Here is a 15,654-nt window from a genome sequence, read left to right as displayed (position 1 = left end):
GTCCTACCGAGCCAGATCGGCGACCACGGCATCCAGCACGATCATGCCTTTCGGCGTCGCGCGCAGCCGGGTGTTGCCAACGGGCTCGACAAGGCCTTCTTCCTGCAGGACCGCAATGCGGGCGTTGGAAAGGGCCTTGCCTGAAAGCGCTTCATAGCGCGGCAGGTCGATGCCTTCGACGAGCCGAAGCCCCATCAAAAGGAACTCATCGGCTTCCTCGTCGCGGGTCAGAACCTCACCGCCGATCACGCCATGGTTCTGCGTCTCGACGCGTTCGAGCCATGTCTCAGGCATCTTCTCGGTGAACGTCACATGGCGACGGCCATCCTCGATGAACCGCCCATGGGCTCCGGGGCCGGCGCCGACATATTCGCCATAACGCCAATAGACGAGATTATGCCGGCTCTCCGCACCCGGTCGGGCGTGATTGGAGATCTCGTAGGCGGGGAGACCGTGCGCCGTCGTCACCTCCTGCGTGATTTCGTAGAGACGCGCGGCATGATCTCCATCCGGCATGGCGAGCTTGCCGGCCTCATGGAGAAGCTGGAAACGTGTGCCTTCCTCGATGGTGAGCTGGTAGAGCGAGAGATGATCTGCTGCATGCCCGATGGCCTGTTCAAGCTCGCTGGCCCAGGCTTCCTCGCTCTGGTGCGGACGGGCATAGATCAGGTCGAAAGAGAGACGCGGGAAGATTTCTCGGGCAAGTCCGATCGCCTTCAGCGCTTCGTCAACATTGTGCAGACGACCGAGAAATCTTAGATCCGGGTCGTTGAGCGCCTGAACGCCGAGCGATACACGGTTGACGCCGGCCGCGCGATAGCCGCGGAAGCGGTCTGCTTCCACCGAACTCGGATTGGCCTCCAGCGTCACTTCGATCCCGTCCGCAACGCTCCAGTTGACCGCAACGGCATCGAGCAGCGCGCCGACTGTTTCGGGCTCCATCAAAGAGGGGGTTCCACCACCCAGAAAAATACTGGTGACCGTACGCGGGCCGGTGCGGGCGCGCATGGTTGCCAGTTCGCGCCGAAAGGCGGCGGCAAAGCGCTCCTGGTCCACCGGCTGGTGGCGTACATGGCTGTTGAAGTCACAATATGGGCACTTGGCTGCACAGAACGGCCAGTGCAGATAGACGCCGAACCCCGGAATGTTGTCAGGCGCGGAAATCACGCAGCGCCCAGTCTGGCGCGGGCGAATTTCTGGAAAGCGCGGGCGCGATGAGAGAGGGCATGGTCTTCGCCCGGCTTCCAGCCATGCTTTTGCTCAGCCGTCATCTCGCCAAAAGTGATGTCATAGCCGAGCGGTTGAAATACGGGGTCATAGCCGAAACCATCCGCGCCGCGAGGCGGCCAGACCAGATGGCCTTCTGCTTCACCGCGATAATACTCGGTCTCCCCGTCAGGGAAGCAAAGGCAAAGCGTCGCGACAAAGCGGCCGGTGCGTTTCTCCGGTGTGTTGGCCCCGTTCTCCGAAAGCAGCTTCTCGGTCTTCTCCATCGCCATCATGAAGTCGCGGCTGCCGTCGTCCTTCGTGGCCCAGTCGGCGGTGTAGACGCCGGGCGCGCCATCCAGCGCATCGACGCACAGGCCGGAATCGTCGGAAAGCGCCGGCAGGCCCGTTGCCTGGGCGGCAGCCAGCGCCTTGATGCGGGCGTTCTGTTCAAATGTCGTGCCGGTTTCTTCCGGCTCAGGCAAACCGAGTTCAGCAGCGGAACGCACCGTATAGCCGAATGGAGCCAGGAGGTCTGAGAACTCCCGCAGCTTGCCCTTGTTGTGGCTGGCGAGCACAAAGGTCTTGTTTTCGATCGGTCTCAAGTCAATCCCCAGATACGTGGCTCGGCGAATTCGAGCGAATTACCGAAAGGGTCGCGAAAATAGATGGAGCGGCCGCCGTTCGGCCATTCAAAATCCGCTTCGATGGCAATACCAGCCGCGTCGAGATGTGCCTTCCAGCGACCGATCTCTTGGGCGGTTGCAGCAAAACAGAGATGCCCCGGCCCCTTCGCTCCGTGCGGCGGAACGGGAAGCCGTGCGTCGGGAGGGGGCGGCTCGGCCGTTGTTGCGGGATCAAACAGCAAAAGCACTGCCTGCCCGCAGCGGAAGAACACATGCCGACCCTCGATTTTCGCGATCCTCTCAAGCCCGAGCGTCTCGCCGTAGAAGCGCTCGGCTTGGTCAAGATCGCTCACATAGAGCGCGGCTTCGAGAATTGCCGAGGGTCGCATGGTCCGCTTTGCGTCGGTTCAGGGGATGGCCATCTTCTGCATGTCTATGAGCTTGGTGATACCCTTGCGGGCAAGCCCCATCAAGGCCGCGAACTCTTCCTCGGAGAAAGGTTCGCCTTCCGCAGTGCCCTGAATTTCGACAATGCCGCCCTTGCCGGTCAACACGAAATTGGCATCGGTCTCTGCGGCCGAGTCCTCGGCATAGTCGAGATCGAGGACCGGGGTCCCCTGGTAGATGCCACAGGAAATGGCGGCGACGTGATCTTTCAGAACCTTGTCGCGGCTCACCATCTGGCGCGCCTCCATCCATGAAAGGCAGTCCGAAAGAGCGATGAAACCACCCGTGATGGCTGCCGTGCGTGTCCCGCCATCGGCCTGGATAACATCACAGTCGATGGTGATCTGCTTTTCGCCCAGGGCCTGCAGGTCGACTACCGAGCGCAGCGAGCGGCCGATCAGGCGCTGGATTTCCAGTGTACGGCCGCCCTGCTTTCCGGAGGAGGCTTCACGGCGCATGCGGTCGCCGGTGGAGCGCGGCAGCATACCGTATTCCGCCGTCACCCAGCCCTGGCCGGAATTGCGCAGCCATGGCGGCACACGCTCCTCAAGGCTTGCGGTGCAAAGCACGTGGGTATCGCCGAAGCGCACCAGACACGACCCCTCCGCATGCTTTGAAAAGCCGCGCTCGAAACTGACAGCGCGCATTTCATCGGGTTCGCGTTTGGAAGGGCGCATGAGCAATTTCTCCAGTGTCATTCAATGTTTCCGGCCAGTCTTGCCGGCTTGTAGCTTTCCGCATTCATGAACGCAAAGGAATTCCGGAAAACGAGGGGAAACCGCCCATATGGCCACCAACAACACTGTTGTTTTCCCGCCGGCGGCGCTTATATTCAGGTGATCAGAGGTCGCGAATGACGAAACCGGTCTTGGACAGAGAATTTCAGGAACACGCGCTGCAATCGCTGGATAGTCGTTCCCGCGAGATTTTTCGGGTCATCGTCGAAACCTATCTGAGAGATGGTGAGCCACTCGGCTCGCGCAATCTTTCGCGTATTCTGTCGACACAGCTTTCCCCGGCCACAATCCGAAATGTGATGAGCGACCTGGAGCATCTGGGGCTCATCTATGCGCCGCATGTTTCTGCCGGCCGCATGCCCACTCAACAGGGGCTGCGGTTTTTCGTCGATGCATTCATGGAAATCGGTGATCTTTCCGACAATGAACGCCGGATCATCGAAACCCAGGTGAAGGCGTCGAGCAGTGGCCATTCGCTGGACCATATGCTGACAGAGGCAAGCCAGCTTCTCTCAGGCCTTTCAAGGGGTGCCGGCGTGGTCCTTGCAACCAAGTCCGAGGCAGCGCTCAAGCACATCGAATTCGTCCAACTGGAACCGCGCAAGGGGCTGGCTATTCTTGTTTCGCAGAACGGTGACGTGGAAAACCGCGTGATCGACCTGCCCGAAGGCGTCACCATATCGCAACTGCATGAAGCCTCGAATTTCCTGAATGCGCATATCCGTGGGCGCACACTGGCCGAAACGCGTGCCGAGCTTTCGCGTTTGCAGGAGCAAACGCGTGCCGCGCTCGACACGCTATCGCAGGAACTCGTGGAGCAGGGGCTCGCCGTCTGGGCGGGTGCAGAAAGCGGCCAGCCGGCACGGTTGATCGTACGGGGGCGGGCCAATCTGCTTGAGAACCTCACGGCGGAGGCTGATCTGGAGCTCCTGCGGCGCCTGTTTGAAGATCTGGAGACCAAGGAAGGTCTGATTCAGCTTCTCGACATGGCAGAAGAAGGCTCTGGGGTGCGTATCTTCATCGGTTCGGAGAACAGGCTTTTCTCCTTGTCCGGTTCTTCATTGGTCGTGGCCCCCTATCGCGACCAGGAATCGCGCGTGATCGGCGCGCTGGGCGTAATCGGTCCGACGCGGCTGAACTATGCGCGCATCGTGCCAATGGTGGATTATACTGCGCAGATTGTCGGGCGTTTGCTTCGATAATTTTTCAATGGGGGGATCAATGTTTGGCCTTATCGGCAAGATGCGAGCGCATCCGGGCAAACGCGACGCGCTGCTCAACATACTCTCGAAAGGCACCAGGTCCATGCCGGGTTGCCTGAGCTATGTGATTGCTCTCGATCCGGAGGATGCGGAGGCGATCTGGATCACAGAAGTCTGGGACAGTGAGGAAAGCCATAAGAGGTCTCTCACCCTGCCATCGGTTCAGGCGGCGATCGCTGAAGCCCGGCCCCTTATCGCCGGTTTCGACAGCAGCGTGCGAACCGAGCCGGTGTATGGGATCGGAAACTGAAACCGTCTCCCCTTGATTTTGCCGTCGCGAACCTCGATATCGGGCGCAACATCCGAAGAATTCTAAAACCATAGACGGACTGACATGACCAATCAGGCTAAGGACAACGAACAGGCCAGAACCGAAGCGGCAGAGGACCCGAACGTGAAGGCGTTTGAGGAAAATGCCGGCGAAGAGCCGATCTCGGAAGAAGACGTCCTTGTACGACTGGCCAAGGAGAATGAAGAGCTGAAGGAGCGCGCCCTTCGCCTCGCGGCGGAAATGGAGAACCTGCGCAAGCGCACGGCGCGCGATGTTGCCGAGGCGCGCAGCTATTCCATCGCCGGCTTTGCACGGGACATGCTTACGGTTTCGGACAACCTGCGCCGCGCGCTCGAGGCAGTTCCCGCGGAAGCCCGCGCTGCTGGAGATAGCGGGCTTGCGTCCCTCATGGAGGGTGTCGAAATGACAGAGCGCGCCATGCTGTCCACGCTCGAGCGTCATGGCGTTAAGCAGATCGACCCCAAGGGCGAGCGCTTCGATCCGCATTTCCATCAGGCAATGTTCGAGGTGCCGGATCCCGAAACCCCGGAGAACACTGTCGTTCAGGTGGTGCAGCAGGGCTATGTGATCGGTGAGCGCGTTCTGCGTCCGGCGATGGTTGGTGTTGCCAAAGGCGGTCCCAAGGCCGGTGCGGTCCAAAACGGCGAAAATGCCAGCGCCGAACCCGGTCCGCCCAATCCGCAGGCCGAGCGCGACGCCTGATCTCCGTTCCGCTGCATCCGATGTGCGGCAAGCGGCAGTGAGGCAACGGCTCACTTCCTATTCAGGGGGCCTTCGGCTATCCAGAACGTGGAGGGCCCCATGGACCTGATTCAGCTTCTCGATTATGCCGGTGTGGCCGTGTTCGCGGCCACCGGGGCGCTTGCGGCCTCGCGCAAGGAACTCGACCTTATTGGCTTCATTTTCCTTGCCGGCGTGACAGGCACCGGCGGCGGCACGCTGCGCGATCTGGTGCTTGATGTACCTGTCTTCTGGGTGGAAAATCACACATACATCATCGTCTGCGCCGTGGTTGCGGTCCTCGTTTTCTTTGCCGCGCCGCTGGTGGAGTATCGCTACAGGCTGCTTCTGTGGCTGGATGCGGCGGGACTTGCGGCATATTCGGTGTTGGGCGCTGCCAAGGGGCTGGAGGCATCCGGATCGGCCATTGTCGCGTTGGTTACAGGCGTTCTGACCGCGACTTTTGGCGGTGTTCTGCGGGACGTGCTGGCTGGGGAGCCCTCGGTGCTGCTCAGGCCCGAGGTTTATGTGACCGCGGCACTCGTCGGCGCAGGCGTATTTACCGTGGCCGACTTTGCCGGAATTGAGGGTGCAATGGCAGCGCTGATCGCCGTTACTGCCGCATTTCTGGTGCGCGGCGGGGCCCTCCGCTTCGGATGGACCATTCCGCGCTACCGATCCCGTCCCGGCCGACCGCCAGAAGAGCTAGAGTAGACCGGCCTGCTGCGCTTCGTAGCGCAGATCCTTCTGCGGGCGCGGGCCGATCTGCTGGATGACGAGGCCGGCTGCGAAAGAGCCGAGACGGCCGCAATCGGCGAGGCTGTGGCCGTTGGTGTATCCGTAGAGGAAGCCTGCTGCGTAGAGATCACCTGCACCTGTGGTGTCCACCAACTCATCGATCTTCGTCGCTTCGACAGGGATGGTCTCGTTATCCGTTACGACAACCGAGCCCTTCTCGGAGCGGGTGACGATTGCAAGGCGGGTATCCTTGCGGATGGCCTCCACCGCACTGTCAAATGACGAGGTCTGATAAAGAGACAGCAACTCGTGTTCATTGGCGAATACGATGTTGACCCTGCCCGAACGCATCAGCTCCAGGAACTCGTCGCGGTAGCGATCGACGCAGAATGGGTCGGACAAAGACATCGCCACTTCGCGGCCCGCTGCATGCGCCGCATCGGCGGTCATCCGAATCGCTTCCTTGGCCCGCGGCGGATCCCAAAGATAGCCTTCGAAATACGTGACCCTGGAGCCCTTCGCCTTGTCTTCCTCCACGTCTTCCGGGCCAAGCTCCACGCATGCGCCGAGATAGGTGTTCATGGAGCGCTCACCGTCGGGCGTGACGAAGATCATAGACCGCGCAGTTGGCGGATGACCTTCAAGCGGTCTGGTATCGAAGGCGACACCCTGAGCGCGGATGTCGTGGGCGTAAATCTCGCCAAGGGTGTCGTTTGAAACCTTGCCGAAGAACGCGGCTTTTCCGCCGAGGCTGGCGATGCCGGCTGCCGTGTTGCCTGCGCTGCCGCCGGACGCCTCGATGGCCTGCCCCATACGCTCGTAGAGCAGGGTGGCGCGATCGACATCGATCAGGTTCATCGCACCACGGATGATATTGTTCTCCTCCAGAAACGCTTCGTCGCAGCGGGCGATGATGTCGACAATGGCGTTGCCGATGCACAGCACGTCATATTCGCTCAAGTTCAGATCTCCAGATATGCAAGGGAAGCGTTGTTGGCTTTAGGCTTCGGGCGGTTTACCGGTTTGAGCACGATTTGCAAGCCATTGGTGTGAAGGGTTTCGCTTGCGTCGACCCGAAAGGGTTCCTATCTCGAATGGGAAATCAAAACTCGAAAGGCCCTGACCTTCAATGATCTTCGACGCGGCCCGCGCCGCAATCAGCCGTCTGTTTTCCAGTGAATTCCGCAGCGTTTTTATCAAGACACTGGGTCTGACGTTGCTGGTCCTTGTGGGCTTGTGGCTGGGAGCCAAGGAACTCTTCGAATATATCGCGCTGCCATGGCTTGATGCTTTCTTTCCTGATCTTCCTTCCTGGCTCGGTTGGATGAGTTTCGTCGCGCTGATCGCTGCCGGTCTGGGGCTGGCCGCCGGTCTGGCGCTTCTGATCGGGCCCGTGACCGCTGTGATCGCGGGTCTATTTCTCGACGATGTGGCTGAAGTTGTCGAAAAGGAAGATTATCCGCAGGATCCGCCGGGCAAGGCGCTGCCGCTGGGCGCTGCGATCGCCACATCGATCAAGTTTTTCGGTATTGTGATTCTCGGAAACATCGTCGCGCTGTTCCTGCTGCTAGTGCCGGGCATCAACATCCTCGCCTTCTTCCTCGTTAACGGTTATCTGCTCGGTCGGGAGTTCTTTGAGTTCGCTGCCATGCGGTTCCGTAGCGAACCTGAGGCGAAGGCGCTGCGCCGCCGCCATGCAGGCACGGTCTTTTTGGCCGGTCTGGTGATCGCGGGTTTTCTGGCAGTGCCGATTCTCAATCTGCTAACGCCGCTTTTCGCAGCCGCCATGATGGTTCATCTGCACAAGATGATTTCAATGGAAGACGCAGCGCGCGCTGCGCAGGGTGTAGAGCAGCGCGGATAGTCTGGACCGATGCGCCTCAGGCCTGCGGCGCCAATTCGACCAGCGGCGCCGGTATGTCGGTCACCTTCTCCTCCGATTTGCAAATGTCCGCGATCACACAGGCCGCGCAATCGGGTTTGCGCGCCTTGCAGACATAGCGCCCGTGCAGGATCAACCAGTGGTGAGCGTGACGCATGAACTCGTCCGGGATGATGTTCACCAAGGTATCCTCCACCTGTTCCGGGGTCTTGCCGGGAGCAAGCCCGATACGATTGCCGATACGCAGAATATGAGTGTCGACAGCCATGGTCGGCTGGCCGAATGACATATTCAGCACCACATTGGCCGTCTTGCGGCCCACGCCCGGCAGGGTGACGAGCGCCTCGCGGCTGTCGGGCACCTGCGATCCGTGATCGCGGATCAGTGCTTCGCTGAGGGCGATGACGTTCTTCGCCTTGTTGCGCCATAGCCCGATGGTGCGGATGTACTGCCCCACCTTTTCCTCGCCGAGAGCCAGCATTTTCTCCGGCGTGTCGGCGACCTTGAAGAGATCGCGCGTCGCCCTGTTGACACCTGCATCGGTGGCCTGCGCCGAGAGCACGACGGCCACGAGCAGCGTGAAGGCATTCACATGCTCAAGCTCGCCCTTCGGCTCCGGGCGCTGGACCGAGAAGCGACGGAAGATCTCGTGGACCTCCTCGGGTGAATAGGCGGTTCTGCGTTTGCGGGAGCGAGCGGGTTTTCGGGCCGCGGCAATTTTCTTCTTGGGCTTTTCCATGGTGCTTCTATAATCGGGATCATGGCCGAAACAAACAGTGCAGACGCTCCCGTCTTTCAGGCGTTGCTGACGCCTTATCGCTCTCTGGGTACGCGCGGCTTCACGATTCTCATGGCCGTTCTGCTGCTCGTCTGGCTGACCATCGGTGCGGTGTTCCTGAAGCTCGGCGCCTGGCCGGTGTTCGGGTTTTTCGGGCTCGATGTACTGGCCATCTATGTGGCCTTCCGGCTGAACTACCGTGCTGCCCGTGTCCGCGAGGAGGTGCGGCTGTCGCGCACCAGTCTCGATATCCGCAAGGTACTGCCCTCCGGCAAGGCCGAGGAGCACCATTTCAACCCGTTCTGGACGCGGTTTCGCATAGAACGGCACGACGAGATCGGCATTATCGACATGACGGTCGAGATGCGTGGCAAGCGGGTGGGGCTCGGCAGTTTCCTGAATCCGGATGACCGGGAGAGTTTCGCCGCCGCTTTCGGAGAGGCGCTCGCCACCGCCAGGGGCCGGTGAACTCGGCAGGAAACGGGTGGTTGACTGGCCCGAAACGCGGCATGGTCATGCTCAGGAAAAATGTCATGTGGCACCAGCGCAAAGGCGGGTGCCGGGAGTTAACACCATGAACGTGCAGACAGCCCTGTTGCAGCGCGATGTGACCCCGGAAGGCAGCGACTACGAGGTCGTGCGCCGGGTGATTGAGAAGATCAGTCTCGACTATCGGGATCAGCCCTCGCTGGAGGAAATTGCCCGGGAGGTCGGCGATACGCCGAACGGACTGCAGAAACTGTTCACCCGCTGGGCGGGGCTGACGCCCAAGGCGTTCTTGCAGGCAGTTACACTGGATCATGCGCGCCGGCTGCTCGATTCGGGCATGCCGCTGCTCGACGCGGCACTGGAGCTCGGCATGTCAGGACCGGGGCGACTGCATGACCTGTTTGTAACGCATGAGGCGATTTCGCCCGGTGAATACAAAGCGCGGGGCGCGGGCCTGACCATGCGCTACGGTTTTCATCTCTCGCCCTTCGGTCAGGCGCTTGTCATGGTCACGGAGCGCGGTCTTGCCGGGCTTGCCTTCTGCGATCCGGGCGATGAGCGCGCGGCATTCGAGGATATGGCCTCACGCTGGCCGAACGCCGATTACGAGGAAGACATGGCCGCCACCGCACCCTATGCGGCACGGGTGTTCGATCCGTCGCGCTGGCGCACGGAAGAGCCGCTGCGTGTGGTCCTGATCGGCACGGATTTCCAGGTGCGGGTGTGGGATGCGCTTTTAAAAATTCCGATGGGCCGGGCCTGCGCCTATTCCGATATCGCCGAGCGGATCGGCAAACCCAGCGCCTCACGCGCCGTTGGTGCGGCGGTGGGAGCGAACCCGGTTTCCTTCGTGGTGCCATGCCATCGCGCGGTCGGCAAATCCGGCGCGCTGACGGGCTATCACTGGGGTCTGACCCGCAAACGCGCGATCCTTGGCTGGGAAGCGGGACAGCTTTGCCAGGCCGATTGATCGAGCCTTGGATGTTGGAGTTCGAATGGATTTCACCATGCTGAAAAATGGTCTAGGTTCCCCGCGAATCTGCGTGGGAGTGTGCCTTGATCATCGTCATCGGTTCCATCAATCTCGATCTGATCGCAACCGTTCATCGCCTCCCGAAGCCGGGGGAGACGGTGCCTGGCGACACGTTCGTCACCGCACCGGGTGGCAAGGGGGCAAACCAGGCACTTGCCGCAAGGCGCGCCGGCGCGCGCACCCGCATCGTTGGGGCTGTGGGCAACGATCCGTTTGCCGGTGAGGCGCTGGAGCTTCTGAAAGCGGCGGGCGTCGATCTTTCCGCCGTACATCAGGCCGGAAGCGCCACGGGCACGGCACACATTCTCGTTGACCGCGAAGGTGAAAACACCATTGCCGTGGTGCCGGGCGCCAATGCCGACGTTCTGCCGGGGCATGTGGCGCAGGCAGCGCTCGCAGCCGGAAACCACGTGCTCCTGCAGTTGGAGGTTCCCATCGAAACCGTGGCCGCCTCAATGGAGGCTGCGCGGAAGGCGGAAGCGATTTCCATTCTCAACACGGCGCCCTATCGACCTGAGGCAGCGGGTCTTCTCACAGCGGCCGATTACGTTGTAGCAAATGAGACCGAGTTCGATCTTTATGCCGATGCACTCGACCTGGGCGGCGAAGGGCGCCGCGCGCGTATGGAAGCATTCGCGGCGAAGACCGGACGCACCGTCATTGTTACGCTGGGCGGTGAAGGAGCGTGGGCTGCCACGCCTGACAGTTTCGTGACCTGCCCTTCAATGAAAATCACGCCCGTTGATACGGTCGGTGCCGGCGATACGTTTTGCGGCTATCTGGCGGCGGGACTTTCCGAGGGACTTGACCTCGAGGCAGCGCTGCGGCGCGCAACGGTGGCCGGAGCGCTTGCCTGCCTGAAGCCGGGCGCGCAGCCGGCCATCCCGCTACGCAAGGATGTCGACGCGGCACTCGCGTGAGTGCTTTTTCCATCGGCGGCGCGGTTTATAACCGCGCGAGGCGTTCTGTCAGAAGCGTGAAGAAGCCGTCAGCGTCGATGTCGCGCATCACAAGGGCATTTTTCGGCCGGTCGGTCACCTGCCACCAGTCGATCACCGTCATGCCCATGGTGAGTTCGGAGCCAGTCTCCACGGTCACGTTGCAACTGCGTCCCTGGAAGAGCTCAGGCTTGAGAAGGTAGGCAATGACGCAGGGGTCATGCAAAGGCCCGCCATCTGTGCCGTATTTCTCTTCGTCGAAGCGTTCGAAGAACTCCAGCAATTCGGCACAGGCTTTGCCGACCCTGGTGCCGAGGCCGCGAATGGCTGCGATGCGCGCGCGTGTGGTGAGTGCCTTGTGGGTGACATCCAGCGGCATCATGACAATGGGGACGCCGGAGCGCAGCACCACATCAGCCGCATGCGGATCGACATAGATGTTGAATTCTGCCGTGGGCGTGACATTGCCACCCTCGAAGAAACCGCCACCCATCAGGACAATTTCGCGGATGCGGGAGGCGATGCGTGGCTCGCGGTTGAGCGCCAGCGCGATATTGGTGAGGGGCCCGAGAGGGCACAGGGTGATTTCGCCCTCGTCGTGAGCCATCAGCGCCTCAATGATGAAATCCACCGCATGTTTTTCCTGGAGCGGCATCTGCGGCTCGGGCAGTTCAGGCCCATCGAGCCCGGTCCGGCCGTGAACATGTTCTGCTGTTACGAGATCGCGAACCAGCGGGCGGATCGCCCCGGCGAAAACTCCTGTCTCGGGTTTGCCAGCGAGTTCGCAAATTTTGCGTGCATTCTTCTCCGTCAGGGCCAGCGGAACGTTGCCGGCGACGGCGGTGATGCCAAGCACATCCAGTTCCGGACTGCCCAGTGCCAGCAATATGGCCAGCGCGTCGTCCTGGCCCGGATCCGTGTCGATAATGATCTTTCGCGCTGACGTCATACAGAAGCTCCAAAATGCTTGAAACGCGTGTTTTGAGCGACCATATCAGTTGGGAAGAGAAAAATGCCAACCGGGTTTTTCTCTATCCACGTCGCTCTTTGAGGACTGTTTGAAATGACGCGTATGACTCCTTTTTCGAACCCGCTTCTGCTTGGGTTCGACAGTATGGAAAAAACGCTCGAGCGCATTGCGAAATCGGGCGATGGCTATCCGCCTTACAATATCGAGCGCATTCGCTCGGAAAGCGAGCAGGGCGTTAAGCTGCGTATAACGCTGGCCGTCGCAGGCTTCAGCTCAGACGATCTGGATGTTACGACGGAAGAAAACCAGCTCATAATTCGCGGCCGGCAGGCGGACGAAGGCGAACGCGAATATCTTCACCGTGGTATTGCGGCACGCCAGTTCCAGCGCATGTTTGTGCTTGCCGAAGGGATGCGTGTTCTGAGTGCCGAACTGAAAAACGGCCTCCTGTCCATCGATCTCGACCGCCCCGAACCCGAGCGGCTTGTACAAAAAATAAACATTTCCGTGAAAGACTGACATACTGGTCTTATTCGGGAGGAACCCGGGCGGGCTGACCCGTTCCGGAACCTTGGGCTCTTCAGCGGGTTGGTTTCTCAGGGAAACGCCTGCGCTAAGGAGGCTTGCATGACCGAACATGAGCATAAATTGGCAATTACTCAGCAGCAGCTTGCACACATCGGCGAAGGCGCGGTGGCTTACATGCGCGAGATGAAGGCCGAGGATTTGCAGGGCAAGTTCCCCGGGATGCCTGATTTGAAGCCGGGCACACGGTTATGGGCGCTTTTCGGTGCCGATGGCCAGCCGATCCTGCTGGCGGATGCACGCGATGCGGCGCTCGCAGGCGCGATGCAGAACGATTTGGAGACTGTCAGCCTCCACTAGAACATTTTGCAGTCAGGTGGAAACACCTGGCGTCCGCACAAATGCGGAAAATCTGATGGATAAAGCGGAGCAGCCTTTCCGTGAAACGGTGAACCGCTCCTGGGCCGGACATTGAGGACGAAGCAGGGCGCGTTGGAGACCACGCGCCCTGACGCTTGTCTGTCCCGATCGCTTCCGGGTCTTGACAGCAGAGCCAATCTTCCAGGCAATGGTGTCGCGCCTTTCGCGCACCAGAAATGGAGGAGAGGCCATGCGGGCTAGCAAGACCGGATTTCCGCTTATCGATGTTTGGGGCAGGCCGGAGGAACGCGGCCGTCAGATAGGCGGCGCCTTCGGCGAGCGTATCGACCAGACGCTTTCCCTCTACAAGGCGTATTTCGCGCGGCCCGACGATGAACTCCTGCCGGTGGCGGCCCATTTTCGCAGTGTTGTCGAAAGGTTCGACCCTCAGTACACGGCCGAAATAGACGGTATCGCCGAGGGCGCGGAGGTCGATCCTTTGTGGATTTATGCCCTCAATGCACGCAGCGAGCTTCTTGCTGCACTTTCAGCCTCAGAATGCACGGTGGTGCACTACACTGGCACACCCTTTGCCGGGCAAAACTGGGACTGGTCGGAAAAGCTCGAGGATCTGGTCGTTTTGATCCGCTCAGAAGACGAGCGGGGTCGGCGCTTTTTGACCATGACCGAGCCAGGTATCCTGGCAAAGGTTGGTTTGAATGACGCGGGCTTTTGCGTGTGTCTGAATTTCCTTCCCACGCCCAAACCAACGAACGGGCTACCCTCGCACGTGCTCTTACGCGCTCTCCTGGACGCGGGATCCTGGGCAGAGGTGGAAGAAACGCTTGAGCGTGCCGGCACCGGCCGTTCGCTGAACCTGCTGATCTCAGGTGCAGATGGACACGGTATCAACATTGAATATGAGGGTGATGCCGCGCGGCGCATGGAGGTGGGTGGCGCCGCCACGACCCACACCAACCACTACCTGACCTGTGACGCGCCTGTGGATGCCGAGTTGCTGGAAAACTCGACGGCACGGCTTGACCGCATCCGCACCCTGACGGCTCCAGGTTCGCCGACGGACCTTGCCCGGCTCAAATCGGTTCTTTCCGATCAGGAGCACCCCGAGCACGCCATCCTTGCACCCTACAGGGACAGCGAAGGGTTCCTTGGCCGCAAGGGCACGGTCTGCACGATCGCGATGGATCTGGCCGAACGGCGCATGCACATCCGCCGCGGCAACGATCCGGCCAATCCGTTTCACCAGCTTCCGGTCGTCGAAAAGGAAACGGCCCTCTCCATGTGAGAAAGCCGTCTACGAGGAGAACCAATGGTCCCGCCGCCGCAAGCGCTGAGTGTTCAGGCGGCGTTGGAGGCGGGCGTCTGCGACAGGAAGCTGTGAATGGCAGCCGCGTCCTTGGTGCCGCGTATCTTGGCCGTATTGTCGGCATCGCGCAGAACGCGCGCGATACGCGATAGCGCCTTGAGATGATCGGCTCCGGCTCCTTCGGGCGCAAGAAGAAGGAAAACGAGGTCGACGGGCTGGTCGTCGATGGCCTCGAAGTCGACAGGGGTTTCCAGGCGCGCGAACACGCCGGTGATGCGGTCGATGCCGGGCAGTTTGCCGTGCGGAATGGCGACGCCATTGCCAACGCCGGTGGAACCCAGGCGCTCTCTTTGCAAAATGGTATCGAAAACTTCGCGTTCCGGCAGGCCGGTCACTGCGGCGGCCTTTTCGGCCAGAAGCTGCAGGAGCTGCTTCTTCGAATTGGCCTTCAGGGCGGGGATCACGGCCTTCTGGTCGATCAGATCGCTCAGATCCATGTCTATGCATCCTCTGCTTTGTCTGTTCGCCGGTCATGCTGCATGACCGGCGCTGAGGCTGGCACGGAACCTATGCGCTTGCCACTGCCGATGGGTCGATCCAGCCGATGTTTCCATCGGCGCGGCGGTAGACAATGTTCACTTCGTTGTTTCCGGCATTGCGGAACACGAAGACAGGATTGTCCTTGGTGTCGAGCTCGATGACGGCGGAGGCGACAGACATGGTCTGCAGAGCCATCTTCGATTCGGCGACCACGGTGGGCGCGTAATCTTCCGGGACCTCTTCTTCATCTTCGGCCACCGGCGCCATGACGCGATACGCAATGTCCATCGGATCGACAGTCTGGCCGTTGTTGTGGGACTTCAGCCGGCGCTTGTAGCGGCGCAAACGCTTTTCGATACGCTCGGCGGCAGCATCGAAAGCGGATTGCGGCTCCTGCGCCTGGCCAGTGCCCTGCAACACCATGCCTGTGTCGAGATGGATCATACAATCGGCGGCAAAACGAGAACCCGACTTTTCAACCGTTACGCGACCGGCAAACCCACCATCGAAATACTTGTCGACGGCTTCGCCGATCCGCTCCTCGATACGCGAGCGAAACGCCTCGCCGATGTCCATATGCTTTCCGGAAATACGTAAGCTCATCTGAAAACAGACCTTTCCTGATCAGACACCGAACGAATCGAGTTTATACGTGTGGCTTGCATGTACAAGGTGCCGCGGCGGATTGTGATGTAAGTCGGCCGCGTATCCCTTCTTCGGTTGCTGGCACTGCGGACAAAAGTCGGAGGCTCTCAAGGCCTGGTAGTCCATGCGGGCGGGCTTC

20 protein-coding genes are annotated in these 15,654 nt (G+C 60.6%); 11 read left to right on the top strand and 9 right to left on the bottom strand.

What is annotated here, in order from left to right; genetic code table 11:
- Nucleotides 1-3: 3 nt before the first annotated feature.
- From hemW to rph, 4 genes are read right to left on the bottom strand one after another with little or no spacing between them, the layout of a single operon-like run.
- Nucleotides 4-1,167 carry a radical SAM family heme chaperone HemW gene (gene hemW / locus P2W41_RS17455; RefSeq protein ID WP_292898736.1) on the bottom strand — a complete coding sequence of 388 codons (1,164 nt, stop codon included), beginning with the start codon at nt 1,165-1,167 and terminating at the stop codon, nt 4-6.
- Nucleotides 1,164-1,811, bottom strand: coding sequence for an RdgB/HAM1 family non-canonical purine NTP pyrophosphatase (gene rdgB, locus P2W41_RS17450; RefSeq protein WP_292898738.1), 648 nt, complete (start codon nt 1,809-1,811; stop codon nt 1,164-1,166). The genes hemW and rdgB overlap by 4 nt, the downstream gene beginning before the upstream one ends.
- Nucleotides 1,808-2,221, bottom strand: coding sequence for a VOC family protein (locus P2W41_RS17445; RefSeq protein ID WP_404933900.1), 414 nt, complete (start codon nt 2,219-2,221; stop codon nt 1,808-1,810). Before P2W41_RS17445 ends, rdgB begins: the two co-directional genes overlap by 4 nt.
- Nucleotides 2,222-2,239: 18 nt before the next feature.
- Nucleotides 2,240-2,956 carry a ribonuclease PH gene (rph, locus tag P2W41_RS17440; RefSeq protein WP_404935014.1) on the bottom strand — a complete coding sequence of 239 codons (717 nt, stop codon included), beginning with the start codon at nt 2,954-2,956 and terminating at the stop codon, nt 2,240-2,242.
- Between the two features lie 176 nt (nt 2,957-3,132).
- Here rph and hrcA point away from each other — a divergent pair, with 176 nt between their 5' ends.
- The 4 genes from hrcA to P2W41_RS17420 all read left to right on the top strand — a co-directional run bounded on the left by hrcA (nt 3,133) and on the right by P2W41_RS17420 (nt 6,004).
- Complete coding sequence (hrcA, locus tag P2W41_RS17435; protein ID WP_292898742.1) at nt 3,133-4,218, top strand: heat-inducible transcriptional repressor HrcA; 1,086 nt, start codon at nt 3,133-3,135, stop codon at nt 4,216-4,218.
- 19 nt (nt 4,219-4,237) lie between these two features.
- The gene (locus P2W41_RS17430; RefSeq protein WP_292898744.1) at nt 4,238-4,528 is read left to right on the top strand and encodes a putative quinol monooxygenase; all 291 of its coding nucleotides are present in this window, start codon (nt 4,238-4,240) and stop codon (nt 4,526-4,528) included.
- Between the two features lie 84 nt (nt 4,529-4,612).
- On the top strand, nt 4,613-5,272 hold the full coding sequence (gene grpE / locus P2W41_RS17425; protein ID WP_292898746.1) for a nucleotide exchange factor GrpE: 660 nt from the start codon (nt 4,613-4,615) through the stop codon (nt 5,270-5,272).
- Between the two features lie 99 nt (nt 5,273-5,371).
- Complete coding sequence (locus tag P2W41_RS17420) at nt 5,372-6,004, top strand: trimeric intracellular cation channel family protein (protein ID WP_292898748.1); 633 nt, start codon at nt 5,372-5,374, stop codon at nt 6,002-6,004.
- Here the strand turns inward: P2W41_RS17420 and P2W41_RS17415 are convergent.
- Nucleotides 5,996-6,988, bottom strand: coding sequence for an adenosine kinase (locus P2W41_RS17415; RefSeq protein ID WP_292898750.1), 993 nt, complete (start codon nt 6,986-6,988; stop codon nt 5,996-5,998). The genes P2W41_RS17420 and P2W41_RS17415 overlap by 9 nt on opposite strands.
- A gap of 169 nt (nt 6,989-7,157) precedes the next feature.
- Here P2W41_RS17415 and P2W41_RS17410 point away from each other — a divergent pair, with 169 nt between their 5' ends.
- Nucleotides 7,158-7,892: a sulfate transporter family protein gene (locus P2W41_RS17410; RefSeq protein ID WP_404933899.1), complete on the top strand. Its 735-nt coding sequence runs from the start codon at nt 7,158-7,160 to the stop codon at nt 7,890-7,892.
- A gap of 16 nt (nt 7,893-7,908) precedes the next feature.
- Here P2W41_RS17410 and nth read toward each other — a convergent pair whose 3' ends face one another.
- Complete coding sequence (gene nth, locus P2W41_RS17405; protein ID WP_404933898.1) at nt 7,909-8,649, bottom strand: endonuclease III; 741 nt, start codon at nt 8,647-8,649, stop codon at nt 7,909-7,911.
- 21 nt (nt 8,650-8,670) lie between these two features.
- Between nth and P2W41_RS17400 the strand changes: the two genes are divergently transcribed.
- The 3 genes from P2W41_RS17400 (at nt 8,671) to P2W41_RS17390 (ending at nt 11,130) form a co-directional block, all read left to right on the top strand.
- Entirely contained in the window at nt 8,671-9,156 is a 486-nt protein-coding gene (locus P2W41_RS17400) for a DUF2244 domain-containing protein (RefSeq protein WP_404933897.1), read from the top strand.
- 106 nt (nt 9,157-9,262) lie between these two features.
- A complete protein-coding gene (locus P2W41_RS17395; RefSeq protein ID WP_404933896.1) occupies nt 9,263-10,147 on the top strand; it encodes a methylated-DNA--[protein]-cysteine S-methyltransferase in 885 nt (294 codons plus the stop codon).
- Between the two features lie 86 nt (nt 10,148-10,233).
- A complete protein-coding gene (locus tag P2W41_RS17390) occupies nt 10,234-11,130 on the top strand; it encodes a ribokinase (RefSeq protein ID WP_404933895.1) in 897 nt (298 codons plus the stop codon).
- Nucleotides 11,131-11,155: 25 nt separating this feature from the next.
- On the opposite strand, the gene P2W41_RS17385 is transcribed toward P2W41_RS17390, so the two are convergent.
- Nucleotides 11,156-12,097: a nucleoside hydrolase gene (locus tag P2W41_RS17385; RefSeq protein WP_404933894.1), complete on the bottom strand. Its 942-nt coding sequence runs from the start codon at nt 12,095-12,097 to the stop codon at nt 11,156-11,158.
- Nucleotides 12,098-12,211: 114 nt separating this feature from the next.
- On the opposite strand from P2W41_RS17385, the gene P2W41_RS17380 reads away from it, so the two are divergent.
- From P2W41_RS17380 to P2W41_RS17370, 3 genes are all read left to right on the top strand, one after another.
- Nucleotides 12,212-12,637 (top strand): Hsp20 family protein, encoded by a 426-nt coding sequence (locus tag P2W41_RS17380; protein ID WP_292898760.1) that lies wholly within the window; start codon nt 12,212-12,214, stop codon nt 12,635-12,637.
- 108 nt (nt 12,638-12,745) lie between these two features.
- Nucleotides 12,746-13,003 (top strand): DUF1150 family protein, encoded by a 258-nt coding sequence (locus P2W41_RS17375; RefSeq protein ID WP_292898762.1) that lies wholly within the window; start codon nt 12,746-12,748, stop codon nt 13,001-13,003.
- Between the two features lie 250 nt (nt 13,004-13,253).
- A complete protein-coding gene (locus P2W41_RS17370) occupies nt 13,254-14,309 on the top strand; it encodes a C45 family autoproteolytic acyltransferase/hydolase (protein ID WP_404933893.1) in 1,056 nt (351 codons plus the stop codon).
- Between the two features lie 53 nt (nt 14,310-14,362).
- On the opposite strand, the gene ptsN is transcribed toward P2W41_RS17370, so the two are convergent.
- Nucleotides 14,363-14,827, bottom strand: a complete 465-nt coding sequence (ptsN, locus tag P2W41_RS17365) for a PTS IIA-like nitrogen regulatory protein PtsN (protein ID WP_007008118.1) — start codon at nt 14,825-14,827, stop codon at nt 14,363-14,365.
- Between the two features lie 70 nt (nt 14,828-14,897).
- Nucleotides 14,898-15,473 (bottom strand): ribosome hibernation-promoting factor, HPF/YfiA family, encoded by a 576-nt coding sequence (hpf, locus tag P2W41_RS17360; protein WP_292898768.1) that lies wholly within the window; start codon nt 15,471-15,473, stop codon nt 14,898-14,900.
- Nucleotides 15,474-15,654: the final 181 nt, after the last annotated feature.

The organism is Nitratireductor sp. L15S-10, assembly GCF_045011005.1.
GTDB lineage: Bacteria > Pseudomonadota > Alphaproteobacteria > Rhizobiales > Rhizobiaceae > Nitratireductor.
Note: the sequence above shows the minus strand (reverse complement) of the source record. Positions and strands in the feature narration are given on the sequence as shown.